The sequence below is a fragment of the Micromonospora pisi genome, from assembly GCF_003633685.1.
Taxonomy (GTDB): Bacteria; Actinomycetota; Actinomycetes; order Mycobacteriales; family Micromonosporaceae; genus Micromonospora_G; species Micromonospora_G pisi.
On sequence record NZ_RBKT01000001.1, the window covers coordinates 1,332,298 to 1,354,446 of the forward strand.

The following is a 22,149-nucleotide window of genomic DNA, read 5'->3' on the forward strand; positions in this document are numbered from 1 at the left end:
TTCCACGCGGCCGCCCAGCGCGGCGGCCGCCGTTCCCCCCGCTCCCCGGCCGTCCCGCCGGAGGACGCCTGAGCCGAGGGAACGACCATGGACCCGCTCACGTACCTGCTCACGTCGATCGCCGCCGGCACCGACCCCGGCCCGTTCGCGATCATCCGTCGGGGCGACGCCCCGGATCTCGAGGTGTTCACCGGCGAGCTTCGTACGGTCGAACAGCTCGCCGACATCCCGCTGCCTCCCGGCCCCGCGGGACCCCGCACCCTGGCCCTGGTGCCGTACCGGCAGATCGTGGAACGGGGCTTCGCCTGCGTCGACGACGGGACGCCGCTGGAGTGCCTGACCATCGGGGCGCAGCAGCGGGTGCCGCTGGCGCAGGCTCTGGCCGCCCTGCCCGACGTGGCGGTACGCACCGACGGTGGCGCCTTCGACCTGACCGACGAGGAGTACGCCGAGATCACCCGGCAGGTGGTGCGGGAGGAGATCGGCCGGGGTGAGGGGGCGAACTTCGTCGTCCACCGCAGTTACCGCTCGACCGTCGTCGGCCCGCCGCTGACCGCCGCGCTGGCGGCCCTGCGCCGGCTGCTGACCGCCGAGCGGGGCGCCTACTGGACCTTCGTGACGTACACCGGGACCCGCATCCTGGTCGGGGCGAGCCCGGAGCGGCACGTCAGCGTCGAGGACGGGCTGGTGATGATGAACCCGATCAGCGGCACGTTCCGGCACCCGGACGGACCGGCGGACCGGGCGGCGCTGCTGCGCTTCCTCGCCGACCCGAAGGAGATCGACGAGCTCTACATGGTGCTCGACGAGGAACTGAAGATGATGGCGACGGTCGCCGAGCACGGCGGACAGGTGGTCGGGCCGTACCTGAAGGAGATGTCGCACCTGGTGCACACCGAGTACCTGCTCGCCGGCCGGGGCTCGCGGGACGTACGCGAGGTGCTGCGCGAGACGATGTTCGCCCCCACGGTCACCGGTTCCCCGATCGAGAACGCCTGCCGGGTGATCGCCCGTCGGGAGCGGGGCCGGGGGCGGGGCTACTACGCCGGGGTGCTGGCGTTGCTCGGCGTCGACGACCAGGGCCGGCAGACTCTCGACGCGCCGATCCTGATCCGGACGGCGGAGATCTCCCCGGAGGGTGCGTTGCGGGTGCGGGTCGGGGCGACCGTGGTCCGCCACTCGACTCCCGAGGGGGAGGTCGCCGAGACACACGCCAAGGCCGCCGGGGTGCTCGCCGCGCTCGGCCTGCGTCCGGCCGCCCCGGCGGGCGTGGCCGGGGTGACGGACCGGCTCGCGGACGACCCGGCGGTACGGGCCGCCCTGGCCGCCCGTAACGACCGGCTCGCCCGGTTCTGGCTGGAGCAGCGTGCCCCGGGTGCGGCGCTGGTGCCGGCGCTCGCCGGTCGGCGGGTGCTGATCGTCGACGGGGAGGACACCTTCACCGGCATGCTCACCCACCAGCTGCGGGCCCTGGGCCTCACCGTCGCACTGTGCCCCTGGTACGACCCGGCCCTGCCACATCTCGCCGACGCCGACGCCGACCTGGTCGTGATCGGTCCCGGTCCGGGCGATCCGAGCCGGGTCGACGACCCGAAGATGGCCACGCTGCGGCTGCTCCTCACCGGCCTGCTCGGGCGGGAGCGCCCGATGCTCGCCATCTGCCTGGGCCACCAGCTCCTCTCCGGGCTGCTCGGGTTGCGCCTGGGCCGTCGTGCGGCCTCCTACCAGGGGCTGCAACGCGAGGTCGACCTCTTCGGCACGGTGCGTCGGGTCGGGTTCTATTCGACCTTCACCGCGTACGCCGACGCCGACGAGCTGGTCACCCCGTACGGGCCGGTCCGGGTGGCCCGGGACGCGGCGGACGGTGCGGTGCACGCCATGCGTGGCCGTTCCTTCGCCGGGGTGCAGTTCCATCCCGAGTCGGTGCTGAGCCAGGACGGGCTGGCCGCCCTGGGTGACCTGCTCAGCCGGCTGCTTCCCGCGCCGACGGCGCCGACGCGCTGACTTCCCGGCGCCCTGGCCCGGCGCCGCTGGTTCGGCTCGCCCACGGTGCGGCGCCGCCGACCGCTCGGTGTGGCGGCGCCGTCGGGGGGAGTCGGGTTGCGCATAGTCCACGTGATCCTGGGTAGGCACCAGGCACGCCGGTGGTCCGAGCGGGTTGAGAGCCCTCGCTCGGACCACCGGTTCGTCTTCCGTGTCAGGCGCCGGCCGTCGGCCGGCCGCTGGGGTCGGCGGAGGTGCTCGCCGAGCGGGCGGCGCGACGGGGCATCGCGGCACTGGTCCGGCTCGTCATCGCGTAACCCCCCTCGCCCGCTTCGTGCCGACCGGGGCCTACCCGCTGCACGGGACCCGAAACATCGAGGTGCGCCGCTGGCGCCCGGCAGCCGACCCGAGATCAACTGGCCTGGCCTCGCGCCCGCCCCCTCGGGGCGCGGCGGAAAACACCTGCTCCACAGTGGTTTCCCGGCTGGTGGGTCGGATACGGTGGTCGATACACCTCCGCCGTGGGACGCCGTCGACGCCGACCCGCTCGGCGGATCCAGGTCCATCCGCCGCCGACGCGCGCCCCGGGCCACCTCCCTTCCCGCCGCGCCCGATCGGCGAAACGCGCCCGTACCGGCGATCCGTTCGGCAGGATCGTCATCAACGAGGAGGTGCCGTCGTGCAGGACACTCGGGCCCGCACGCTGTCTTTCCCGGTCAGCGGACTGCCCCCGATCAGGACCCAGGCACTTTCGATCTTCTCGGCCGGGGACCGCCAGGCCACCCGGGTACGCGCGCTGCTCGAGGCGGCCTGTGTGGCGGCCCAGCGCAGCGGCTGGACGCCGCTGACCGACCCGGTCGAGCTGGACCTGGTCGTGCGCTGCCCACCCGGCCACCATGGCACCGACGCGGCGACCCTGCTCGGCGGGGTCAGCGCGGTGCTGCAGGACAAGCGTCGCGTCACTGACATCGGGCTCACCCACCTGGGACCGCTGATAGATGTGGCGTTGTACGTCGACGACCGGCAGATCCGCCAGATGTCGTACCGGGAGGAGCCGGCCGACAGCACGTCGTACCTGGTTCGAGTCGCCGCGTTGCCGGCGACAGGTTGACCGGCGCCCGCGGCTGGGTACCGCGGACCCGACGAAGGGAGCACCTATGTCGGAGCCACACGTGACACTGGACCCGAGAGGGCTGAGTCCCGCTCTGGAGAGTCTGCGGGAGCCGCTGGAGCAGCAGCTCAGCTCGGCGCTGAGGGCGGCGACGGACCGGGTCCGGGCCGGGTACGCGGGCGAGCCGGTGGAGGAGGTCTGCCGGCGGCTGCTCGACGAGACGCGCTCCGGCCTGCATCCGGACATCGCGGAGGGCTTCACCCCGGACATGGACGAGTTCTGTCGGGTGGCCATCGCGATCGTCCGGCACGAGGTCCATCACTGAACCGATCCCCGGTTCGACACCTGACCGGCTCCGGCGGGCGGAGCCGGCCAGGTCGGTCCGGCGCGGCGCGGCGCGCCCGGTGACCGCCGTACGTCGGCCGGCGGGGTCACCGGTCAGCGGCGCCGTACGTCGACCGCCACGATCCTGGTTCCGTCCGGGCGGGTGAGTTGCAGTGCCCGGATCGGCAGGGCGTGGTCGCTGCCCGGCGGCACCTGTAGGCCGAGGCCGTAGCTAACGTGGCCCTCGTAGTCGCCGGCTGACCCGTAGCCGCGCAGGGTGGGATAACCCAGTCCCGGGTCGGGTGCGCTGACGATCGAGGATCTGCCCTGCTCGTCGTGGGCCTGGGCCGGGTTGAACTCGATGTAGACGAAGGCGTTGCCGGGCAGCTTCACCGGGTCGCCGCTGCCGGCCATGGTCACCCGGGGCACGTAGGAGATCTGGTAGCCCGGTGTCCCGTTCCGGAAGGCGAAGGTGATCCGGGTGAAGTCCTCGTCCGGGTGGTCGCCGACGCGTACCTCGACCAGCAGCGGCAGCGGCGGGCCCGGCGGCGGTACGACCGGCGGCCGTACCTTGTTGTCGATGCGCACCGGCTCGCTCGGCACGCCCCAGTTCCAGGTCACCCGGTAGTCCGTGACGCCGGGGCCGGGGCTCGCCGGGTCGGGTGGGTCGGGCGAGGCGGCCGGGTCGGACGGCGTGGTCGCCGGGCCGGTCCCGGGTGTGCCCGCGCCGACCGCCGTGGTGGCGGGGGGCTGGCCGGGCGGGTCGGCGGGGCCGGCGGTCGAGCAGGCGGCGGCGAGCAGCACCACGGCGGAGAAGATCATCGGTACGCGTTGACGGGTCATGCACCTGTGACGCGTACCGCCCCCGACCGGTTTACCGGCGGGGCGGGGAACGTACAGATCACCCAAGATCCGTAGTCATACCAGATCACTGGACAAAAGAGGATATTGAAATCGACATATGTAGATGTCTAAGATCCTGGCACCCCCTAGCACGTATTGGAGAGTGAGCTATGACCTCACGAAGAGTCAGCCGGCTCCTGGTCGCACTCCTGACGGCGGGCACCATGTTCGGTGCCACGGTCGCCAGCCCGTCGGCAGCCTCCGCCGACGCGAGGATCGCCGCCACGGTCTGCTACGACACCAGCCAGGCCGGCAGCTTCGCCGGCATCGCCAATCAGGCCGCGACGATCTGGAACAACGCCACCGTCAACCTGACCCTCTCCAACTGCGGCTCGAACCTGCGGATCTACCAGATCACCGGCGGCGGCTCGTACGCCGTACGCACCAGTCTCGGCAACGGCCGGGTCTACATCGACACCCAGCAGGCCGCGCAGTACAGCCCGCTGCGGATCATGACGCACGAGATCGGCCACATCCTCGGCCTGCCGGACAACTACAACGGCAACTGCGCGCTGCTGATGTCCGGCGGCAGCGCCGGCACCAGTTGCACCAACCCCTACCCGAGCACCGCCGAGGCGAACCGGGTGAGCAACCTCTTCGCCGGCACCCGGGCCAGCGCCGACACCGGCAGCCAGGTCTTCCGCGACAGCTGGCCGGTCTTCTCCGTCGCCCCGGTGGGCTGAGCGCTCCAGTCCCCCACCCGGTCCCTGCCCTCCTCCCCGTGGCGGGAACCGCGACCGGGGGCCGGCGTGATGCCGGCCCCCGGTCTGCCGGGTCCCGCTGTTACGGCTCGATCTGCACCGGGATCGCGTAGCTCATCCCGTTGCCGTCGCTGAACCGGATCACACCGGCGTAGTGACGGCCGGGGACCAGCCCGCTCCAGCGCACCACCGGGTAGACCTCCACCCCGGGCCGGACCGTACGCTCGGCCGGCGTGACCGTCACCGTGCCGTCCACCGGGGCGTTCGGCCCCTCCGGGTGGACGTTGAGGACGGCGGTGAGCGGGGTCTGCTCGGCGCCCGGCGCGGCCGCCCGACGGACGACGTAGACGTAGTTCCTACCGGGATCGTTGATCCAGGCGTCATCACTGTTGTAGATGCCGCGCAACGCACCCTCGCCGTTGAAGACGAGTATGTTGATCTGCTCGTCCTTGGCGACGCTGCCCGACGGGATCGCCACCCTGGTCTGCTCGGTCTCCGCCGGCACGTCGTAGACGATCTTCGCGACCCCGGCCAGGGTGTCCGGGTCGGTCAGCGGGTTGAACTGGAACGGGTCGTAGTCACCGGCGGTGCCGGAGATGGTGAACGGCAGGTCCACGCCGGAACTGAAGCCGAGGATCTCCGTCTTCAGGATGCCCTGGTAACCCGTGGTGACCGGGAGTACCTGCGACCCCTTGGTCGTGGTCGCGTAGACCTCCGCCGGTGTCTTCAGCGCCAACGCGCGCGCCATCAGCGGCGTACGCACGAGGTGGCTGAACTGGTCCTTCCAGGTCAGTGCCCCGAACGCCGGTTCGCCGTACGCGGCCCCGTTGCGGATGAACTCGACCTGGTAGGTGGCCGACTGGCCGGGTGCGATCTCGAACGACTTCGGCGTGACCTTCACCCGCCATCCGTCCGGCGCCTTCACCGTGGCGATGTAGGTGCTGCTCTTGTCACTGACATTGGTGACCGTCCGGCTGACCGTACGGTTGCCGTAGACGTCGGCGACCGCGACCGAGGGGTAGTTCAGGTCGCTGGCGTTCATCGGCCGGACGTAGTCGCACTCGTCGTACTCGTCCGACGGCGGGCCCAGTGGGTCGTACCGGATGGTGAAGCCGAGCCCGCAGGCGAACTGCCGCCACTGTGCCATGTCGGAGTCGAAGACCAGGCCGGGGTCGAGCGACTTGGCCGGGTTGACGTGGCCGGAGCCGTAGTAGAACGGGTCGACCTCGCCGATCGAGGTGGTGGAGCCGCCATCGGGCAACTCCTCGATGATCGTGCCCTGCAGGGGCCGGTCCGCGTTGTCCCGCTGCTGTGCGGTGGTCATCAGCGCGGACTTGACCGCCATCGGCGACCAGTCCTGGTGCTTGCTGATGATCAGCGCGGCCAGGCCGGCGACATGCGGTGCCGCCATCGAGGTGCCGGAGTAGTAGGCGAAGTTCTCGCCGTGCTGGGTGATCGGCGAGACGGCGGCCAGGATCTCCTGTCCGGGCGCGGCGATGTCCGGCTTGATCAGATTGCCACCACCGGTCGACCAGGGGCCGTTCGAGGAGAAGTGGGCCACCTGAGGGGCGGCCTGTTTGCGGTCGTAGCCAGGGGTGATCATCGCCGTGGCGCCGGCCGTTCCGGTGACGTACGCCTTGACCGCCGAGCCGGCGGCCTGGTCGAGGTAGACCGTGGGGACGGGGTAGGTCGCCGGGTTGGTGGTGTACAGGAAGGTGTTGTAGATGATCATGCCGACGCCGCCGGCCTCCTGCACCGCCTTGCCCCGGTCGTACTGGCTGGCCCCGCCACTGAAAGCACAGAGCACGATCCGCCCGGTCACCTTCGCCGGATCGAGGGTGCCCGGCTCGCAGCCGCCACCGTTGTTCTCCGGCAGGCCGGCATCCACCGCGTCGACCAGCGGGGTCGACGGTGTGCCCACGGTGCCGACGCTGCCGCCGACGAAGCTACGACCGTCGCCGAGCGTCACCAGCCGGGAGGGGGAGTTCTCCTGGGTGCTGGCGGCCACCGTGGTCATCCACGGCCAGGCGTTGTCGACCGTCCCCGCGGACGGCCCGGAGTTGCCGGAGGAGGCCGCGACGAAGACGCCCGCCGCGGCGGCGTGGTAGAACGCGACGTCGGTGGCTCCGAGGTCGTCGTACGGGTAACCCGCAGAGAAGTTGATCACGTCGACCCCGTCGGTGACCGCGTCCTCGATCGCGTGCACGATGTCGATGGTCGACCCGGTCCCGCCGCCCGAGGTGGTCTGCCACAGTGCCTTGTAGACGGCGAGACGGGCACCGGGGGCGACACCGGAGATCGGACCGACGTCCTGGCCGTCCAGCCGTACCGGCACTCCGCTGGCGCCGGCGGCGGTGCTCGCGGTGTGCGTGCCGTGGCCGACCACGTCGCGCGGGGACCGGAACTCGGCCGGGTTCGCCTCCGCGAAGCCGCCCTCGTCGTACCAACGGGCGCCGATCACCTTGTTGTTGCAGGCGATCTGGCCGGTCTCGCCGGTGTCGCAGGTACCGCGCCACTTGGCGTCGACGACGGCCTGGTCGGCGCGGGGTTCGGACAGCGGCGCGAACGACGGGTTCTCCGGCCAGTATCCGGTGTCCACCACCCCGATGATCGTGCCCTCGCCGGCCCGGGTCGGGTCGCCGAACTGCTGCTGCCAGACGCCCTTCGGTCCGGTGAGCTTCAGGAAGTCGGCCGAGTTGCTGGACTGCGTGCGCAGCAGCCGGTCCGGGAAGATCTGCCGGACCGCGGGGTCGGTACGCAGCTTCGCGACCTCGGCCGGGGTGAGCAGCGCGGAGAACCCGTTGAACACGGTGTCGAAGCTGGTCTTCGCCCGAGCGCGGGCGATGCCGGCCGAGTCGAGCACCTTCGTACGCTGGTCACGTAGGTGCTCGCGGTAGTCACGGGCACTGTCACTGGCCCGGTCGAGCCGGGTTCCCTGAGCCGGTCTGGTCGCCGCGATACCGGCGACACCGCCGGCGTACGAGGCGACCGGGTCGCCGGTCAACTCGATGAGGTAGCGGCTCGCACCGGCGGCGGCGTTGTTCGCCGCGTCGGGTCGGGCCTGGGCGGGCAGCGGCGCCGCCAGCACGAGTGCGGTCAGCACCGTGCCGGCGAGCAGGGTCCGGACCGATCGTGGTCGCCGGGCCTCGGAGGTGTCCAAAAGGGTGTCTTCTTTCGCTCATGTCGCCCGTACGCGACGAAAAAGCAAGATCGACACCCATCATGGAAACGCTCCCAGCCAAGGGCAAGAGCTACCAAGCGGTAGTCATGGAAGGAAACGGTGATTTAACACGATGAGGACACGGTGCGTCGTCAGTGCACCAGCGGCACCATGTTCCGGGTGATCTTCCCGTCCGGGTTGTAGACCACGCACATGATGTCCCGGTCCCCGTCCGCCCAGGTCTCGGCGGTCGGCAGGATCGGGAAGTAGTCCAGCCCGGACTGTTCCCGGCTGACCCAGCGCCGGGCGAAGTCCTTGCCGCACCCGTCCCAGCCGAGTGCGGCCACCGCCGGCCGGTCCCAGGGCCCGTCCTCGACGTGCACGAAGCCGAACGACTCGTTGTCCGCCCGCTCCTCGCACGCCTTGTACACCACCACCACGTCGTTCGACCGGGGGGAGTAGGCCGGGTCGGAGAAGCACTCGCCGCCCTCGATGTTGAGGATGCCGGTGGTCTCCGCGCTGATGAAGTCGTCACCCTTGACGGCGATCGGCTGCGGCGGTTCGGCCCTCGGGAACACCCCGATCAGCGCCACGGCGGCGATCGCGGCCCAGCGGCGACGGCTCCTCAGCAGCGGGTTCGGCAGTGCGAGAGTCATCGATGCGACCTGTTCTGGGCGGCGGTACGGGGACACCGGGCGGACCCCGCCGCATGGTAGGCGGGCGTTCGTTAACGTCCGGCGAACGAGACCGGTCCGGCTGGCGACCGGCGAATGGCACCCCACTCCGGAATCACCGAAGTGATCTTCAGTTCACCTGGTAGTCAGCCTGAAGTCGGCTTGCCGTCGGCGTACTCCGACTCAATGCGGAGGTTCGCCGCGCTCCCGCTGGCGGACAGTCCACTTCTCTTGAGGGGTGACCCCTACCTTGAACGACAACAAGCGACCGTGGAGCACGGGCTCGCGGCGGGCGAAGCTCGCCGCCGTGGGTGCCGCCGCGCTCATCGTCGGCGGCGTCGCGTTCGGCCCGTCGGCGTTTGGTGACGCCGCACCGACCAAGTTCCCGGCAGCCGAGATCTACAAGCCCTCCCCGATGCCCGACCGCGTCATCCTGACGCCGACCACCACCCCGGCCACCTCGCAGAAGGTGACCTGGCGGGCCGAGGCTTCCGCCGAGTGGGCGCAGGCCCAGATCCTCGAGGCGCCGAAGGCCCTCGGCGAGGTCGCGCCGGCCGCGGGTGCTGTGAGCACCGTCAAGGCGAGCGTCAACTCGGCGGTCAACACCTCGCTCGGTTACGCCTCGAACTACCACACCGTCGAGTTCACCGGCCTGAAGCCGAACACCCGCTACACCTACCGGGTCGGTGACGGCACCAACTGGGGCGAGTGGTCCGACTTCACCACCGCGGCCGAGGGATTCTCGCCGTTCTCGTTCATCTACTACGGTGACGCGCAGAACTACCTCGACTCCGCGCTTCCGCGCGTGTTCCGGCAGGCGTTCGCCGACCGGCCCGAGGCCAAGATGATCGTCAACGCCGGTGACCTCATCGACAGCGCGAACAGCGAAGAGCAGTGGGGCCAGTGGTTCGACGCTGACGGCTTCGTCAACAGCCAGGTCAACAACATCGCGATCCCGGGTAACCACGAGTACAGCGGCTCCTCGCTCTCCTCGTTCTGGGCACCGCAGTTCCCGTTCCCGGCGAACGGCCCGCAGTGGCCGGCCGGGATGGAGTCGGCCCTGGACAAGACCGCTTACTACACCGACTACCAGGGTGTGCGGTTCATCGGCCTGAACAGCAATGTGCAGAGCATCCCCGAGGTCATGGCCGCGCAGACCGCGTGGCTCGAGGGTGTCCTCAAGGACAACCCGAACAAGTGGACCGTGGTCACCTTCCACCACCCGGTCTACTCGAACACCGGCACCCGCAACAACCCGCAGGTCCGCGACCAGTGGGGCCCGCTGCTGGAGAAGTACGGCGTGGACCTGGTCCTGCAGGGCCACGACCACTCGTACGCCCGGGGCAACGTCGCGGCGAACCGCAAGTCGAGCACCGTGCACAACGGCACCGCCTACGTGGTCTCCGTCTCCGGCGGCAAGATGTACGAGCTCAACGGTGGCGAGAACTGGACCGGTAACGGTGCCGAGATCACCAACCGGGACGAGAACATCCAGCTCTACCAGATGATCGACGTGGAGAAGGACTCGATCCGCTTCGAGGCCCGCACCGCCAACGGCGAGCACCAGGACGGCTTCCTCATCCGCAAGAACGACGCGGGTGTCCGGACCGTCAACGAGCTCCGCACCCCGGAGAACACCACCGGTGAGCGGGCCCTGGTCAGCAAGACCACCGTCGCGGTGGGCGAGAAGGTCGGCGTGAAGGCGTACAACTACGACCCGAACGAGACGGTGAGCGTGTACCTGCGCAGCACCACCGCGGCCGACAGCAACAAGGGCGTTCTGATCGCGTCCAAGAAGGCTGACGAGCTGGGCCAGTTCAACTACACCTTCGCCGTGCCGGAAGGCACCAAGAAGGGCAGCACCCAGGTCATCTACCTGGTCAGCGAGAACCAGAAGATCACCACCCCGGTGATCACCATCAGCAAGTAGCAGTCCCGTCCCGGGTGCGGATCGGCCACCACGGCCGGTCCGCACCCGGTCCGGTTCCCGGACAGGAGATCTCGTGACCATCCGTACGCGCGCGTCGGCGGGTGCGCTGCTCGGTGCCCTGGCCGCGCTGGTCGCGGTCACCCTCCCGGCCACCCCGGCCTCCGCCCACCCGTTCGGTCCACCGGCAACCGCCAGGATCGGTGCCGAGGGCTCGCACGTCAGCATCGCCTGGCACGCCGCCGAGGACGACTGGGTGGCACTCGGCCAGTCGCTCGGCGCGTTCGAGAACCCGGCCACGGGCAAGGTGGAGACCGGACTCACCGGGGAGCAGAAGCTCCAGCGCTCCCCCGCCGTGCGGGACTACCTGCTGGAGCGGATCACGGTCAGCCAGGCCGGCAAGCGCTGCGCCAGCCGGCTCGACACGCTCGAACAACTGCTCAAGAAGGGTGCCCGGGTCAGCTTCGAGTGCCCCGAACCGGTCTCCGACGTCGAGGTCACGGTCAGCGCGCTCACCGACCTGAACACGGCGTACCGCACGGCGCTCACCGCGGACATTCAGATGACGCCCTCGGAGGCGCTCTTCACCGCGACCGAGGGAACCCACCGGGTCCGCCTGGACGCCGGTAAGGACGGCGGCAGCCCGGCCGCGGTCGGCACGGTCGCCGCAGGTACGGGTGTCGCGGCGGTGATGATCCTCGCCGGTGTGCTGGTCAACCGCCGGCGACGGACGAGGAGGACGGCATGACCGGGATCAACGCGCTGGACAACCACCTGATCGCGCTCTTCGACAGCGGGGCGGTGTTCTGGCTCGCCCTGCTGGTGTCGCTCGGTGTCGGCGCCGCCCACGCGGTGGCTCCGGGACACGGCAAGAGCGTCACGGCCGCGTACCTGGTCGGTACGAGGGGCCGCTACCGCGACGCGGTACGGCTCGGCGCCATCGTCGCCCTGATGCACACCTTCTCCGTACTCGTGCTCGCCCTGGTCTGGGTCGGTCTGACCGGCGCCGCGAGTTTCAGCACCAAGTCGGTCACCGCCTGGCTCCAGGTGTTCGCCGGACTCGTGGTGATCGGCGTCGGCGCCCACCTGACCTACCGTCACCTGCGCGGCCACGGCCACTCGCACTCGCACGGTCATTCACACGTCCCCGACCACTCGCACGGCCACTCGCACGGCCCCGACCACTCGCACGGCCCCGACCACTCGCACGACCACGGATCGGACCAGGTCGCCGCCGGGCACGTGCACCACGACCACGCCGGGCCGGGTACGGCGACCGCCACGCTCACCGCCGACCCGGTCACCCGGGCGGAGCCGGCCCATCACCACCACCACGACGACGCACCCGAGTTGACCAATCCGTGGTCGCGTCGGGGGCTGCTCGCGCTCGGCCTTTCCGGCGGTCTGCTGCCGTCGCCGTCGGCGTTCCTGGTGCTGGTCAGCGGCCTGCTCACCGGGCGGGCGCTGGACGCCGTGATCCTGGTGATCGTGTTCGGCATCGGCATGGCGGTCACCCTGACCGGGGTCGGCGTGCTCACCATCCGGGGGTACGCGCTGCTCGCCGGCCGGGCCCGCGCCTGGTCCCCGGTCGCGAAGCTGATCGGTTGGGTGCCGGCCGCCGCCGGGGTGGTCGTCGCCATCGGTGGCTGCCTCTACGTAGTCGCCGCACTGACCATCCTCACCTGACGCAGCCGTCCTTCCCTGGCCGAACCCATCCTTCCCTAATGCTCCCTATCATTACCTGAAGATGGGGTAGTATCTGGAGCATTGGCACGCACGGTGGCCGTGCCCCCAGGACGGGAAGGTCATGTCCCAGGAGATGTACTCGGTCGAGCAGGTCGCCGAACGACTCGGCCTGCACGTCCGCACCGTGCGCAACTACGTCCGCGACGGGCGACTCAAGGCCGTCCGGATCGGCAAGCAGTACCGGATAACCCGCGAGGACCTGGAACTGCTGACCGGTGGCACGGTGCCCGCCTCGCCCCGCGAGACCGCCGGCCGACACCGCCGGGTCGACGTGTCGAGCATCGTGCAGATCGACGCGGTCGACCCGACGACGGCCAACCGGGTGAGCAACACACTCATCGCCGCCGCCGGCAACCGTCACGCCGGTGACGAGCCGCTGCGGGTCGAGAGCATCTACGACGAGGAACGCGCCCGGCTGCGGATCGTGGTGATCGGCGGGTTGGCCGACACCGCCGAGCTGCTCCGCCTCGTCGGTCTGCTGACCGAGGCGGACGCGTGAGCGCCGACCAGTCCGACACCAGCTATCTGTGGCACGGCCAGCAGGTGCTCGACTGCGCGCCGGACGGACCCACCCTCGACGTCGGCAACCCCCTCACCGACCTCATCGGCGCGGCGTTCGGACATCAGGCCGACCTGGTCGTCGTACCGGTCTCCCGGTTGGCCGGAACCTTCTTCGACCTGCGCAGCGGCGTCGCCGGTGAGATCGTGCAGAAATTCGTCAACTACCGGCTCCGGCTCGCGGTCGTCGGCGACATCTCCGCACACCTCGCCACGAGCACCGCCCTGCGCGCCTTCGTACGCGAGGCGAACCGGGGCCGTCAGCTCTGGTTCGTCACCGACCACAGCGAGTTGGACAAGCGCCTGACGCCCTGACCGGGCAGGAGCCGACCACCACCGGGAAAACCCGGTGCGGCGGCGAGCAACGTCGGCGATCATCCCGTGGTGACCGTCCCCGCCCGCCAGATCCGCGCGCTCCACTCGACCGACACGATCACCGTGTACCAGGCCTACTCGCCGGCGATCGCGGAACCGGCGCTGGCGGCGGGTCGCTTCGTCGCACCGTTCCGGCGGGAACGGATGACCTGGATCAAGCCGTCGTTCCTCTGGATGATGTACCGCTGCGGCTGGGCGGAGAAGCCGGGACAGGAGCGGGTGCTCGCGGTCGAGATCACCCGCGACGGTTTCGAATGGGCGCTCGCCCACGCCTGCCTCAGCCACTTCGACCGCGACGAGCACACCGACCGCGCCACCTGGGCCCGACAGTTGAAGACCAGTCCGGTACGGGTGCAGTGGGATCCGGAACGGTCACTGCGACTCGGGGCACTGCCGTACCGCTCGTTACAGGTCGGCCTCTCGGGCGAGGCCGTCCACCGGTACGTCGACGAGTGGACGGTGACGATCACCGACGTGACCCCGACCGTACGCCGGATCCGGGGCCTGCTGCGCGCCGGGGACGAGCGGGCCGCGGCGGCCCTGCTGCCGGACGAACGCCCGTACCCGCTGACGGACTAGCCGGCTCGTCTCGCGCTCAGGTCCAGGCGGGCGCCCCGTCGAACTCCTCGAAGACCAGCCAGGTCCGGGTGGAGAGTACGCCGGCGATGCCCTGCACCCGGTTGAGCACCACGTCCCGCAGTGCGGCGTTGTCCGGCGCGCGGACCAGCGCCAGCACGTCGTGGTCCCCGCCGAGCAGGGCCGCGTGTTCGATGTAACGCACCCGACCCAGTGCCGCCGACACCTCCCGCCAGGTGTTCTGCTCGATCGTGAGCGCGATGTACGCCGACGTGCCCAGCCCGGCCCGCTCCGGCACCACCTGAGCCCGGAACCCGGTGATCACGCCGTCCTGGAGCAGCCGCTCCACCCGCGCGTACGCGTTGGTCCTGGAGATGTGGATCCGCTCGGCGAGGGTACGGATGGAGGTGCGGCCGTCCCGTACCAGCTCGTCGAGGATCCGCCGGTCGACCTCGTCGAGCGGTCGGGCCGATCGTCCCGTTTCCGGCGGGAACGGGCCGGGCGTCTGGTCGTCCTGATCCATCTGCGCGCATCCCCTCTGCCATTCGTCCCACGTTTCCCGGGGATCTTGAGTCAAACATCCGAGGGCGTGAGCATAGGCCCACCACACGTCCAGGAGGTCCCCGCCGTGACGACCACACCCCAGGCGGTCCGCAGGGCATCCCCGCGTACCCGTCGGGCGGCCACCCCGCCCGACCCGGCCCGCGCCCTGCTGCCCAACCCCGACCCGGTCCGGATGCTCGACGAGCACGGCAACCGGCTGCCCGACCGGGCCGACTACGCCGAGCCGCCGATCGACACGCTGCGCGAGCTGTACCGGCGCATGGTCATCGGCCGGCGGTTCGACACCCAGGCCACCGCACTGACCAAACAGGGCCGGTTGGCGGTCTACCCGTCGGCGCGCGGGCAGGAGGCGTGCCAGGTCGGCGCGATGCTCGCGGTCCGCCCGACCGACTGGGTCTTCCCGACCTACCGTGAGTCGATGGCGCTGGTCTCCCGGGAGATCGACCCGGTCGAGGTGCTGACGCTGCTACGCGGCGACTGGCACTGCGGGTACGACCCCGCCGCGCGCCACACCGCCCCGCAGTGCACCCCGCTGGCCACCCAGACCGTGCACGCCGCCGGGCTCGCCTACGGCGAGGCGTACCAGGGCCGGGACACCGTCGCGCTGGCGTTCATCGGCGACGGCGCGACCAGCGAGGGCGACTTCCACGAGGGAGTCAACTTCGCCGCCGTGTTCAAGGCGCCGGTCGTCTTCTTCGTGCAGAACAACCGGTACGCGATCAGCGTGCCACTCTCCCGGCAGACCGCCGCGCCCTCCCTCGCCTACAAGGGCATCGGCTACGGCGTGCCCAGCGAGCAGGTCGACGGCAACGATCCGGTGGCGGTGCTGGCGGTGCTGAACCGGGCCGTCGCCCACGCGCGGGCCGGCAACGGGCCGTTCCTGGTCGAGGCGCACACGTACCGGATGGAGCCGCACACCAACGCCGACGACGCCACCCGCTACCGCGACGGCGCCGAGGTCGACGCCTGGCGGGACCGCGACCCGATCAACCGGCTGGCGGCGTACCTGCGGCAGGCCGGTGCGCTGGACGACGCGGCCGAGGCGGCGGTGGCGGCCGAGGCGGAGGCGTACGCGGCCGACCTGCGGGCGCGGATGAACGCCCAACCGACCGTGGACCCGCTCAGCCTCTTCGACCACGTCTTCGCCGAGCCCACACCCCAACTGCGGGAACAACGCGAGCAGATCCGCGCCGAACTGGCCGCCGAGGACGAGCAGGCCGCCGCCGACGAGCAGGAGGCACGCTGATGGCCGGCACCACGATGGCCAAGGCGCTCAACCGGGCGCTGGCCGACGCGATGGCCGCCGACGAGCGGGTGGTGGTCTTCGGTGAGGACGTCGGCCAGCTCGGCGGGGTCTTCCGGATCACCGACGGGCTGCTGGCCCGGTTCGGCGACCAACGCTGCTTCGACACGCCGCTGGCCGAGGCCGGCATCGTCGGTTTCGCGGTCGGGATGGCGATGTCCGGGCTGCGGCCGGTGGTCGAGATGCAGTTCGACGCGTTCGCCTACCCGGCGTTCGAACAGATCGCCTCGCACGTGGCGAAGCTGCGTAACCGGACCCGGGGCGCGCTGAGCGTGCCGATCGTGATCCGGGTGCCGTACGCCGGAGGCATCGGCGGAGTCGAGCACCACTGTGACTCCAGCGAGGCGTACTACGCGCACACCCCCGGTCTGAAGGTGGTCACCCCGGCCACGGTCGCGGACGCGTACTCACTGCTGCGCGAGGCGATCGCCGACCCGGACCCGGTCGTCTTCATGGAACCGAAGAAGCTCTACTTCGCCAGCGACGAAGCCGCCCTGCCGGTGACCGCCGAGCCGTTCGGACGCGCCGTGGTCCGCCGCCCCGGACGGGACGCCACCCTCATCGCGTACGGCCCCTCGGTGCCGGTCGCGTTGGAGGCCGCCGAGGCCGCCGTCGAGGAGGGCTGGGACCTCGAGGTCGTCGACTGCCGCACGATCGTGCCGTTCGACGACGAGACGATCACCGCCTCGGTCCGCCGTACCGGTAGGTGCGTGGTGATCCAGGAGGCGCAGGGCTTCGCCGGTGTCGGCGCCGAGATCGCCGCCCGGGTCCAGGAACGTTGCTTCCACTCGCTGCACGCGCCGGTGTTGCGGGTCACCGGGCTGGACATCCCGTACCCGGCACCGATGCTGGAACACACCCACCTGCCGAACGTCGACCGGGTGCTCGACGCGGTCGCCCGGCTCCAGTGGGACGACCAGCCCGACCGGCGCTGGCTGCCGGCGCTCGAAGGCAGTGCGGCATGAGCACCATCGGCACCGAGCAGGTGTTCCTCCTGCCCGACCTGGGAGAAGGGCTCACCGAGGCGGAGATCGTCGATTGGCGGGTCGCGGTCGGCGACCTGGTGACCGTGGATCAGAGCGTGGTGGAGGTGGAGACCGCCAAGGCGGTCGTCGACGTGCCCTGCCCGTACGCGGGTCGGGTCGTCGCCCTGCACGGCGCGGTGGGCGAGGTGCGCCCGGTGGGCCAGCCACTGATCACCGTGGCGCCGCTGGACGCCGGACCGGACACCCCGGTCGAGCCCGTCGCGCACACCACCTACCGGGAGGAGGAGCGGGCCGGCTCGGGCAACGTGCTGATCGGGTACGGCACCGGGCACGGCGGCGGCCGGCGCCGACGGCGGCTCCGGGCGGTCACCGGAGAACAGCTTCGCCCGGCCGCCGGGCCGCAGCCGGTGCCGACCGCCCCCGCCCCCGCCCCCGCCCCCGCCCCCGCCCCGGTCACGGTCACGGCATCGGTGCCGGCCCTGACCTCGGCACCCGCCCCGGTCACCGCGACCGCGCGGCCCGCTGGCGACGCGCCGCTGGTCCTCTCACCGATCGTCCGTCGGCTGGCCCGCGAACACGGCGTGGAGCTGGCCGGACTGCGGGGCAGCGGACCCGGCGGCGTGATCCGCCGGGCCGACGTCGAGACCGCCGCGCTGGCGGCGCGTACCGCACCGGTAGCGCCGCCGGCCGGAACCCCCGCGTCGGCCGGGCCGACCGACTCGGACGTGATCATCCCGCTGACCGGGGTGCGCAAGGTGATCGCGGACAAGCTCTCCCGCAGCCGGCGGGAGATCCCCGAGGTCACCATCTGGGTCGACGTGGATGCCACCGCGCTGCTCGAGACCCGGGCGGCGATCAACTCGGCCCGCCCGGAACAGCCGGTCAGCATCCTCGCGCTGCTGGCCCGGATCTGCCTGAGCGGACTGCGCCACTACCCGCAGCTCAATGCCCGGGTCGACACCGAGGGCCAACGGGTCATCCAGTCCGCCGGGGTGCACCTGGGCATCGCCGCGCAGACCGACCGGGGCCTGGTCGTCCCGGTGCTGCGCGACGCCCAGCGGCTCACCACCACCGAACTCGCCACCGAACTCGCCGCGACGACGGCGGCGGCCCGCGCCGGCACCCTGCCGCCGGCCCGGCTGACCGGTGGCACCTTCACGCTGAACAACTACGGCGTGTTCGGTGTCGACGGCTCGACCCCGATCATCAACCACCCGGAGGCGGCGCTGCTCGGCATCGGTCGCATCGTCGACAAGCCGTGGGTGGTCGACGGCGAACTCGCGGTCCGCAAGGTGACCCAGCTCAGTCTCACCTTCGACCACCGGGTCTGCGACGGCGGCGTCGCCGGGGGCTTCCTGCGGCACGTCGCCGACTGTGTCGAACGCCCGGCCATGCTGATCGCGTACGCCTGACCGACGCTCGCGCCGGCCCCGGTCGACATCGGGGCCGGCGCGGTGCCGGTGCCGCTGCGCGCGGAGCTGACCCCGGCGCTGCTGTCTACAGCAGGTCCTCGACCGTGATCGGCAGGGAGCGGATGCGGCGGCCGGTGGCGTGGTGGACCGCGTTGGCGATGGCCGCCGACACGCCCACGATCCCGACCTCACCGAGCCCCTTGATCCCGACCGGGCTGAACCGGTCCCGTTCGCCGACGAAGACGACGTCGAGATCGGGCACGTCCGCGCTGACCGGCACCAGGTAGTCGCCGAGCGTCGCGTTGGCGATCCGGCCGGTGCCGGGGTCGAACTCGGTCCGTTCCAGCAGCGACATCCCGATCCCCATCACCGTGGCGCCGAGGATCTGGCTCCGTGCCGTCTTCTCGTTCAGGATGCGGCCACCGTCGACGGCCGTGACCACCCGGGCGACCCGCAGCCGCCCCAGCTCCTCGTCGATCCGGACCTCGACGAAGCGCGCGGCGAACGCGCCCACCGGCTCCACGTCCGCGCCCTCCGGCGTCGGGTCCACCGCACCGTCCGCGGTCAGCTCGGCCAGGTCGTGACGGCCCAGGATGTCGGTGTACGTCTCCCCGACCGACGGGTCGTCGACCAGCTGGATCCGCCCGGTCGACATGGTGACCTCGTCCACTCCCCTGCCCCGCAGCGGTGACCGCTCGTCGGTGGCGACCACGCCCAGGAAGGCCCGCAGCAGGTTGCCGGCGGCGGCGTGCAGCGCGGCGCCCAACGACATCGCCAGCCCCGAGCCACCGGACTGGGGTGCCGGCGGCAGGTCGCTGTCGCCGAGGTCGAACCGCACCCGGCCGAGGTCGAGACCGAGCAGCTCCGCGGTGAGCTGCGTGGCGACCGTGTACGTGCCGGTGCCGAGGTCGGTCGCCGCGCTGCGCGCGTACGCGGTGCCGTCCCGGCGGATCGAGATCCTGGCGTGACAGGGCGCCTGGTACCAGTGGAAGGTGACCCCGGCCATGCCGTAGCCGATCAGCCAGTCGCCGTCGCGCATCGACCGGACCTCGGGGTTGCGCCGCTGCCAGCCGAACCGCTCGGCGCCCACCCGGTAGCACTCCCGCAGCGCCTTGCTGGACCAGGGCAGGCCGGACACCGGCGAGACCTCGGCGTAGTTGCGCAACCGGAGCTGGATCGGATCACAGTGCAGCAGGTACGCCAGCTCGTCGAGCGCCGACTCGACCGCGAAGTTGCCCTCGACCGTCCCGGGTGCCCGCATCGCGCCCGGGTTCGGAATGTTCAGCCGTACCTGGCGGTCGTGGGTGGTGACGTTGGGGCAGGCGTACATCTCGGACGTGACCATGGTGGTGGGTTCGATGTTGCCCTCCTCGATCCCGCCGGTCGAGGTGCCCTCGTGGTCGATCGCCACGAGCTGGCCGTCCCGGGTGGCGCCGAGCCGCACGCGTTGCACCGTCTCGGGCCGGTGACCGATGGAGGTGAACATCTGCGGCCGGGTGAGGACCACCTTCACCGGGCGCTGGACGGTCCGCGCCGCGAGCGCGGCCAGCACCGCGTGCTGCGGCAGGCGGAGGCCGGCACCGAATCCGCCGCCGATGAACGGTACGAGCACCCGTACGTTCTCCTCGGGGAGGCCGAACATGGCCGCCAGAACCTGCCGAACCATCATCGGCCACTGGGTCGACTCGTGTACGACCAGCCGGTCACCCTCCCAGCGGGCCACGGTGGCGAACAGTCCGATCGGGTTGTTGGTCTCGGCCGAGATGGTGAACGTCTCGTCGTAGCTCACCTCGGCCGAGGCGAGGGCGGCGGCGACGTCACCACGGTTCGTGTCCATTCCCCACGGGTTCCGGTCGAGCGGAGCCCGGGGGTCGTCGATCTCGAGCAGTGCCTCCGTCGTGGCGTAGTCGACCCGCACCAGCCGGGCCGCGGCCACCGCCTGCTCAGCCGTCTCCGCCACGACGAGCGCCACGTGTTGCCCGTAGTGCACGATCCGGTTGTCCTTGAACGGGAACCGGGGCGGGGGGCCGAGCGACGTCGGCGGCGCCTCGGCGAGCGCCGGCACGTTCTCGTGCGTGAGCACGGTCAGGACCCCCGGCGCCGCACCGGCCGCCGCGGTGTCGATCCGGCTGATCGTCCCGGCGCCGATGGTGGACTGCGCCAGCGCCGCGTGGACCAGGCCCGGGTAGGTGACGTCCGACGGGTACGGGGCGGCACCGGTCACCTTGACCGGCCCGTCGACCCGGTCGACCGGTTCGCCGAGGATGTCCCGGCCGAGCACGGCGGTCACGGTCGGGCCTCGGCGACGTCGCGCAGGATCCGGACGATCGTACGTTTGGCCAGCTCGACCTTGAACGCGGTGCCGGGCACGGTGAACGGGTCGCGGATCGTCGCCTCCGCCGCCGCCCGGTACGTCTGGACGGTCGGCGCCGCGCCGGTGAGAATCGCCTCGGCCTCGCGGGCCCGCCACGGCACCGTGCCGACGCCGCCGAGCGCCAGCCTCGCCCACACGATCGTGCCGTCCTCGATTACCAGGGCGGCGGCGGCGGAGGTGAGGGCGAACTCGTACGACGCCCGGTCGCGTACCTTCAGGTAACCCGAACGGGTCCCGGACGGCGGCAGCGGCACCTCCACGTGGGTGATCAACTCGCCGTGTTCGAGCACCGTCTCGATGTCCGGCCGGTCGCCCGGCAGCAGGTAGAACTCGGTCAGCGGCACGCTGCGCCGGCCACCGGTGCCCCGGATGTGCACCTCGACGTCGAGCGCCGCGAACGGCACGCAGAGGTCCGAGGCGTGCACGGCAATGCAGCTCTCGCTGGCGCCGAGGATCGCGTGCATCCGCGCCCGGCCGGCGACCGCCGCGCAGCCGGAGCCCGGTGCACGCTTGTTGCAGGCCGGCACCGCCGCGTCCCGGAAGTACCGGCACCGGGTACGTTGCAGCAGGTTGCCGCCGATAGTGGCCATGTTGCGCAGCTGGGGCGAGGCGCCGGCGAGCAGCGCGTCGTGGACGAACGGCAGCCGCCGCCGTACGACCGGGTCGGCGGAGAGTTCCTCCATGCTGGTGAGCGCTCCCACGCTGAGGCTGCCGACGCCCTCGGTGATTCCGCGCAACGGGAGCCGGCCGATGTCGACCAGCCGGTCCGACGTGACCACACCGTCCTTCAGCAGCAGGTCGAGCTGGGTCGTGCCGCCGGCGAGATAGGCGGCGGCCGGGTCCGCGCTGACCATCGCCACCGCACCGGTGACGTCGTCGGGACGGACGTACTCGAAGGCGGTCATCGCGCCTCACCACCCGTGCGCGGCCCGGCGCCGGGCGTGGCGGTGGCGCCGACCAGCTCGCGGATCGCGGCGACGATGTTCGGGTACGCCCCGCAGCGGCAGAGGTTGCCGCTCATGAACTCGCGGATCTCGTCGTCGGAGCTGGTGCCCCCGGCGGCGAGCAGCGCGACCACCGACATGATCTGCCCCGGGGTGCAGTACCCGCACTGGAACCCGTCGTGCCGGACGAACGCCTCCTGCACCGGGTGCAGCCCGCCGTCGGGTGCCAGCCCCTCGACGGTGGTCACCTCGCGGCCGTCACACTGGGCCGCCAGCACCAGGCACGACACCACCGAGTTGCCGTCGAGCAGGACCGTGCAGGCGCCGCAGGCGCCCTGGTCGCAGCCCTTCTTCGTGCCGGTCAGGCCGAGGTGGTCGCGTAACGCGTCGAGCAGGGTGACGCGGCTCTCCACCTGCAACCGCCGCGTCTGCCCGTTCACCCGGAGCGTCACGTCGACGTTGCCGGGATGTGCAACAGCCATGGATACGACCCTTCGCCGCAGGTGCGAGGGGTGGTGTCCACGGGCT

General features: G+C 71.3%; 20 protein-coding genes. 13 read left to right on the forward strand and 7 right to left on the reverse strand.

What is annotated here, in order from left to right:
* The first annotated feature begins 87 nt into the window (after positions 1-87).
* The 3 genes from BDK92_RS04990 to BDK92_RS05000 all read left to right on the forward strand — a co-directional run bounded on the left by BDK92_RS04990 (position 88) and on the right by BDK92_RS05000 (position 3,419).
* Positions 88-2,004: an anthranilate synthase family protein gene (locus BDK92_RS04990; protein ID WP_121155026.1), complete on the forward strand. Its 1,917-nt coding sequence runs from the start codon at positions 88-90 to the stop codon at positions 2,002-2,004.
* Between the two features lie 658 nt (positions 2,005-2,662).
* On the forward strand, positions 2,663-3,094 hold the full coding sequence (locus tag BDK92_RS04995) for a hypothetical protein (RefSeq protein WP_121155029.1): 432 nt from the start codon (positions 2,663-2,665) through the stop codon (positions 3,092-3,094).
* 46 nt (positions 3,095-3,140) lie between these two features.
* Entirely contained in the window at positions 3,141-3,419 is a 279-nt protein-coding gene (locus tag BDK92_RS05000) for a hypothetical protein (RefSeq protein WP_121155031.1), read from the forward strand.
* A gap of 113 nt (positions 3,420-3,532) precedes the next feature.
* Here the strand turns inward: BDK92_RS05000 and BDK92_RS05005 are convergent, their stop codons facing one another.
* On the reverse strand, positions 3,533-4,261 hold the full coding sequence (locus BDK92_RS05005) for an AMIN-like domain-containing (lipo)protein (RefSeq protein WP_121155034.1): 729 nt from the start codon (positions 4,259-4,261) through the stop codon (positions 3,533-3,535).
* A gap of 170 nt (positions 4,262-4,431) precedes the next feature.
* On the opposite strand from BDK92_RS05005, the gene BDK92_RS05010 reads away from it, so the two are divergent.
* Positions 4,432-5,004: a snapalysin family zinc-dependent metalloprotease gene (locus BDK92_RS05010; RefSeq protein ID WP_121155036.1), complete on the forward strand. Its 573-nt coding sequence runs from the start codon at positions 4,432-4,434 to the stop codon at positions 5,002-5,004.
* 100 nt (positions 5,005-5,104) lie between these two features.
* Here the strand turns inward: BDK92_RS05010 and BDK92_RS40750 are convergent, their stop codons facing one another.
* Positions 5,105-8,182, reverse strand: coding sequence for a S8 family serine peptidase (locus tag BDK92_RS40750; protein WP_121155038.1), 3,078 nt, complete (start codon positions 8,180-8,182; stop codon positions 5,105-5,107).
* A gap of 152 nt (positions 8,183-8,334) precedes the next feature.
* Positions 8,335-8,838 (reverse strand): hypothetical protein, encoded by a 504-nt coding sequence (locus BDK92_RS05020; RefSeq protein ID WP_121155040.1) that lies wholly within the window; start codon positions 8,836-8,838, stop codon positions 8,335-8,337.
* A gap of 256 nt (positions 8,839-9,094) precedes the next feature.
* Here BDK92_RS05020 and BDK92_RS05025 point away from each other — a divergent pair, with 256 nt between their 5' ends.
* The 6 genes from BDK92_RS05025 (at position 9,095) to BDK92_RS05050 (ending at position 14,041) form a co-directional block, all read left to right on the forward strand.
* On the forward strand, positions 9,095-10,786 hold the full coding sequence (locus BDK92_RS05025) for a purple acid phosphatase family protein (protein ID WP_246016827.1): 1,692 nt from the start codon (positions 9,095-9,097) through the stop codon (positions 10,784-10,786).
* A 73-nt stretch (positions 10,787-10,859) separates the two neighbouring features.
* Complete coding sequence (locus BDK92_RS05030; RefSeq protein WP_121155042.1) at positions 10,860-11,531, forward strand: hypothetical protein; 672 nt, start codon at positions 10,860-10,862, stop codon at positions 11,529-11,531.
* Positions 11,528-12,469 (forward strand): HoxN/HupN/NixA family nickel/cobalt transporter, encoded by a 942-nt coding sequence (locus tag BDK92_RS05035; protein WP_121155044.1) that lies wholly within the window; start codon positions 11,528-11,530, stop codon positions 12,467-12,469. The genes BDK92_RS05030 and BDK92_RS05035 overlap by 4 nt, the downstream gene beginning before the upstream one ends.
* Before the next feature lie 121 nt (positions 12,470-12,590).
* Positions 12,591-13,028 carry a helix-turn-helix domain-containing protein gene (locus BDK92_RS05040; RefSeq protein WP_121155047.1) on the forward strand — a complete coding sequence of 146 codons (438 nt, stop codon included), beginning with the start codon at positions 12,591-12,593 and terminating at the stop codon, positions 13,026-13,028.
* Complete coding sequence (locus tag BDK92_RS05045) at positions 13,025-13,402, forward strand: DUF4180 domain-containing protein (protein WP_246016828.1); 378 nt, start codon at positions 13,025-13,027, stop codon at positions 13,400-13,402. The genes BDK92_RS05040 and BDK92_RS05045 overlap by 4 nt, the downstream gene beginning before the upstream one ends.
* Positions 13,403-13,471: 69 nt before the next feature.
* A complete protein-coding gene (locus BDK92_RS05050; RefSeq protein ID WP_121161643.1) occupies positions 13,472-14,041 on the forward strand; it encodes a DUF4291 domain-containing protein in 570 nt (189 codons plus the stop codon).
* Positions 14,042-14,057: 16 nt separating this feature from the next.
* Here BDK92_RS05050 and BDK92_RS05055 read toward each other — a convergent pair whose 3' ends face one another.
* Positions 14,058-14,561: an Lrp/AsnC family transcriptional regulator gene (locus tag BDK92_RS05055; RefSeq protein ID WP_121155049.1), complete on the reverse strand. Its 504-nt coding sequence runs from the start codon at positions 14,559-14,561 to the stop codon at positions 14,058-14,060.
* A 72-nt stretch (positions 14,562-14,633) separates the two neighbouring features.
* On the opposite strand from BDK92_RS05055, the gene pdhA reads away from it, so the two are divergent.
* Genes pdhA through BDK92_RS05070 form a run of 3 tightly spaced genes read left to right on the forward strand, consistent with a single transcriptional unit; the run spans position 14,634 to position 18,303 of the window.
* Positions 14,634-15,848, forward strand: a complete 1,215-nt coding sequence (gene pdhA / locus BDK92_RS05060) for a pyruvate dehydrogenase (acetyl-transferring) E1 component subunit alpha (protein WP_211349560.1) — start codon at positions 14,634-14,636, stop codon at positions 15,846-15,848.
* The gene (locus BDK92_RS05065) at positions 15,848-16,870 is read left to right on the forward strand and encodes an alpha-ketoacid dehydrogenase subunit beta (RefSeq protein ID WP_121155054.1); all 1,023 of its coding nucleotides are present in this window, start codon (positions 15,848-15,850) and stop codon (positions 16,868-16,870) included. Before pdhA ends, BDK92_RS05065 begins: the two co-directional genes overlap by 1 nt.
* On the forward strand, positions 16,867-18,303 hold the full coding sequence (locus tag BDK92_RS05070; protein WP_121155057.1) for a dihydrolipoamide acetyltransferase family protein: 1,437 nt from the start codon (positions 16,867-16,869) through the stop codon (positions 18,301-18,303). Before BDK92_RS05065 ends, BDK92_RS05070 begins: the two co-directional genes overlap by 4 nt.
* Before the next feature lie 85 nt (positions 18,304-18,388).
* On the opposite strand, the gene BDK92_RS05075 is transcribed toward BDK92_RS05070, so the two are convergent.
* Genes BDK92_RS05075 through BDK92_RS05085 form a run of 3 tightly spaced genes read right to left on the reverse strand, consistent with a single transcriptional unit; the run spans position 18,389 to position 22,103 of the window.
* Complete coding sequence (locus BDK92_RS05075; protein WP_121155059.1) at positions 18,389-20,593, reverse strand: xanthine dehydrogenase family protein molybdopterin-binding subunit; 2,205 nt, start codon at positions 20,591-20,593, stop codon at positions 18,389-18,391.
* Entirely contained in the window at positions 20,590-21,582 is a 993-nt protein-coding gene (locus BDK92_RS05080) for an FAD binding domain-containing protein (protein ID WP_121155061.1), read from the reverse strand. The genes BDK92_RS05075 and BDK92_RS05080 overlap by 4 nt, the downstream gene beginning before the upstream one ends.
* Positions 21,579-22,103, reverse strand: a complete 525-nt coding sequence (locus tag BDK92_RS05085; protein ID WP_121155064.1) for a (2Fe-2S)-binding protein — start codon at positions 22,101-22,103, stop codon at positions 21,579-21,581. Before BDK92_RS05085 ends, BDK92_RS05080 begins: the two co-directional genes overlap by 4 nt.
* Positions 22,104-22,149: the final 46 nt, after the last annotated feature.

What these genes read in the sequence shown, in the direction of transcription:
- BDK92_RS04990 (WP_121155026.1), top strand. Translation starts at nt 88, where the DNA reads ATGGACCCGCTCACGTACCTGCTCACGTCGATCGCCGCCGGCACCGAC.
- BDK92_RS05000 (WP_121155031.1), top strand. Translation starts at nt 3,141, where the DNA reads ATGTCGGAGCCACACGTGACACTGGACCCGAGAGGGCTGAGTCCCGCT.
- BDK92_RS05005 (WP_121155034.1), bottom strand. Translation starts at nt 4,261, where the DNA reads ATGACCCGTCAACGCGTACCGATGATCTTCTCCGCCGTGGTGCTGCTC.
- BDK92_RS05010 (WP_121155036.1), top strand. Translation starts at nt 4,432, where the DNA reads ATGACCTCACGAAGAGTCAGCCGGCTCCTGGTCGCACTCCTGACGGCG.
- BDK92_RS05020 (WP_121155040.1), bottom strand. Translation starts at nt 8,838, where the DNA reads ATGACTCTCGCACTGCCGAACCCGCTGCTGAGGAGCCGTCGCCGCTGG.
- BDK92_RS05035 (WP_121155044.1), top strand. Translation starts at nt 11,528, where the DNA reads ATGACCGGGATCAACGCGCTGGACAACCACCTGATCGCGCTCTTCGAC.
- BDK92_RS05040 (WP_121155047.1), top strand. Translation starts at nt 12,591, where the DNA reads ATGTCCCAGGAGATGTACTCGGTCGAGCAGGTCGCCGAACGACTCGGC.
- BDK92_RS05055 (WP_121155049.1), bottom strand. Translation starts at nt 14,561, where the DNA reads ATGGATCAGGACGACCAGACGCCCGGCCCGTTCCCGCCGGAAACGGGA.
- BDK92_RS05065 (WP_121155054.1), top strand. Translation starts at nt 15,848, where the DNA reads ATGGCCGGCACCACGATGGCCAAGGCGCTCAACCGGGCGCTGGCCGAC.
- BDK92_RS05070 (WP_121155057.1), top strand. Translation starts at nt 16,867, where the DNA reads ATGAGCACCATCGGCACCGAGCAGGTGTTCCTCCTGCCCGACCTGGGA.
- BDK92_RS05080 (WP_121155061.1), bottom strand. Translation starts at nt 21,582, where the DNA reads ATGACCGCCTTCGAGTACGTCCGTCCCGACGACGTCACCGGTGCGGTG.
- BDK92_RS05085 (WP_121155064.1), bottom strand. Translation starts at nt 22,103, where the DNA reads ATGGCTGTTGCACATCCCGGCAACGTCGACGTGACGCTCCGGGTGAAC.